The organism is Megasphaera sp. DJF_B143 (assembly GCF_900320625.1).
Taxonomy (GTDB): domain Bacteria; phylum Bacillota; class Negativicutes; order Veillonellales; family Megasphaeraceae; genus Megasphaera; species Megasphaera hexanoica.
The window spans coordinates 1-2,962 of the sequence record NZ_ONTA01000253.1 but is presented as its reverse complement, the minus strand read 5'-3'; the positions used below and the strand labels follow the sequence as shown (position 1 = coordinate 2,962).

General features: G+C 46.7%; 2 protein-coding genes. Both read left to right on the top strand.

Going from position 1 to position 2,962, the window contains the following annotated elements:
- Window positions 1–208: 208 nt before the first annotated feature.
- A complete protein-coding gene (locus DBO31_RS07515; protein ID WP_150824841.1) occupies window positions 209–1,513 on the top strand; it encodes a hypothetical protein in 1,305 nt (434 codons plus the stop codon).
- Between the two features lie 155 nt (window positions 1,514–1,668).
- A partial coding sequence (locus DBO31_RS07510; RefSeq protein ID WP_150824840.1) for a PhoH family protein occupies window positions 1,669–2,962 on the top strand: 1,294 nt, incomplete at its 3' end.

Here is a 2,962-nt window from a genome sequence, read left to right as displayed (position 1 = left end):
TTTACAATACATATATAAGGACAGTTTCGTATACCAGTAAACATGTTTTATATTTTATTGTTTTCTTATTTTTATTCTTTATATTATTCTCTCTTTATGCTCATATCATAATTCTTTTCAAGTGTCTTTAATAGGCTATTATTATGACCAAAACTTAAATTTCTTTGTATCTTCCATGATTTTTCTCTATTTATAAGGAGGAATGACATTGAAACTTGGTTTTATTGTGCCACAAACCCATGTCCGTCTTTTAACCAAACTTGTCGGACAATTTTCCCAGATAGAAATTACACCGATTATCTACGATGCCATTTTTGACATTCCTTTCTGCATTGAAGGGCGACAGCAGGAATTCGATCAGCTTTTATTTTTGGGAGAAACAGCCAAACTCTATACGCAGGCCAAGGTCACTCCCAGTATTCCTTGGGAATTTGTCGAACATTCCCACGCAGGATGTCTGAATTATTTGTTTCAGCTTACCCTGCAGGGGCATAATATATATCATCTGGTAACCGATATACAGGATCACCAGCTCGTCTTCGACATTTATGAAGAGCTGGGCATTCCCCTCGACCAGACTCACATCGTCTTTGCTCCTGTATATGATTTTAATGAAGCCTATATTGAAGAGACGCTCCAATTTTTCAAAAACCAATATCGGTTTAATAAAGATATTGCCTGTCTGACCAAATTTGCCAAAGTATACGAACCGTTAAAAAAACTGGGCTATCCCGTAGCCTGCGTCGTCCCTACTTTATTAGATATTTACAACAGTCTTCAGAAAGTATATACGACGTATTTGTTTACGGTCAGCCGGGAAAGCCAGTTTGTCATCATCTACGTCGGCATTGATGATTTCAAAAACGACAGACTGCCTTATACAGAACGTAATGAATATCAGGGTATGCTGGAAAATGTCAACGTTATCAAACACATTTACGATTTATCCGTAGAAATTGAATCTCCTGTTTTCCACGTTACGGAACAGTTATTTATGTTTTTTACCTCCCGGGACATCATCGAACGGCGAACAAGGGGATTGGAAGATTTTTCCATGTTCGAAACTATCCGGGAAAATACGGCCAGCACTATCAGTGTCAGTATTGGCTTTGGCAAAACGGCCATAGAAGCACAATATCATGCCCGTATCGGATTGAACCGGGCACGTCACGGCGGCGGTAACCGTATTTATCTCGTCTATGATCTGCATCACATATACACCCCTATTGATCGGCAGCCGGAACCGCACCCTAATATTTCCAACGAATTTCTGGAAATCAGCCAACGGACCGGCATTGGCGCACTGACAATCAGTCATCTTCATTCGTTCATCCTTCAAGCCGGGAAAAATGAATTCACAACAGCAGAAATTGCAGATTTCCTGAAAATCACGCCCCGGTCGGCAGCCCGCATGATTAATAAACTATTGGAAAAAGGGTATTGTTTTGAAGTAGGAAAAAAATATCAGCGCAAAACAGGCCGCCCCAGCCGTATTTTGCAATTCAAGCTATAGCATGCAATTTATTAGCCGTATACAGTCCGTTATTTACCGTAACAGGGCAAAGTAGCCAGGGCCTTACCGATTTTTTACACAACCTTTATCTTACCTGTATGTTCACCACCTATGATATATGGGTAAACAAATCACAGGCAAAGGTGGGGATTTTCATGGCAAAGACGTATGTACTGGATACGAATGTCCTGATTCAGGCACCGTATGCATTGCAATGTTTTGAAGAAAATCATCTCGTACTGCCCTTAGTCGTCCTGGAAGAACTGGACGGACTGAAAAAAGCAGAGGGCGAGCGGGGTTACAATGCCCGGCAGGCAATCCGCATTCTGGAACGGCTGCGGCTGTCCGGCGATCTGCTCACGGGAGTATCTCTTCCCAACGGCGGTACACTCCGCATCGAGACCAACTGTATCCATGAAGAGCTCCCCGACTCGCTTCCCGACGACCGGTCCGACAACCGCATCCTGAAAGTATGCTGCCACCTGCGCAGTCTGGAACCTATACTGGTAACCATGGATCTGCTGCTTCGTCTGAAAGCCCAGGTTCTCGGTATCGAAGCCCAGGATTTCAGTACGGAACAAATCAACGTCCGCCAGCAGCCTTATCTGGGCCGCAGCGACTGGTACGTGGCAGAAGATGCATTTGCCTCGTTCCGTGCTGACGGCATCGATCCAGCTGCCCTCTACCAGCTCGGCCCCGACGGTCATCCCCGTCATCCGTCCTTGTACGAAAACGAATTTCTTCTCCTGCGGGCCGATGCCTCACGGAATAAGACCCACCTGGGCTGCGTCCGCCATGGCCGGGCTGTGCCGCTTTTATATGCCGATGCTGCGCCCTACGGCGTCCGTCCGCGCAATGCCGGCCAGTATTTCCTGCAGGAAGCACTCATGCGCCCCGCCGATGAAGCACCTCTGGTCATCGTCAAAGGCCAGGCCGGTACTGCCAAAACATTTTATTCCCTTGCCGTGGGGCTGGAAAAAATCGTCAATCATCCTACCGGGGAATATCGCCGCATCCTCATTTGCCGTCCCAACGCCCAATTCGATACGGACATTGGATTCCTGCCCGGTGATGAACAGGAAAAAATAGCACCTCTGCTGCGCCCTATCCGCGACAATCTGGAACAGCTCGTCGATGGCAATGAAGACCTGCGCTATGAAAACGAGCAGGAAGTGGCCGAGCGGATCGACGAAATCTTTGACCGGCAGATCATTCAGGCAGAAGCCCTCAATTTTATCCGCGGCCGGTCTCTTGAAAAAACCTATCTGATCATCGATGAAGCCCAGAACATGACACCCAACCAGGTCAAAGGCATTATTACCCGCGCCGGGAAAGGCACCAAAATCATTCTTCTCGGCGACACCAACCAGATTGACCGGCCATTTCTCGATGAGCGGACCAACGGCCTCATGTATGCGGCAGAAAAAATGAAAGAAAGTCCTCTCTGCT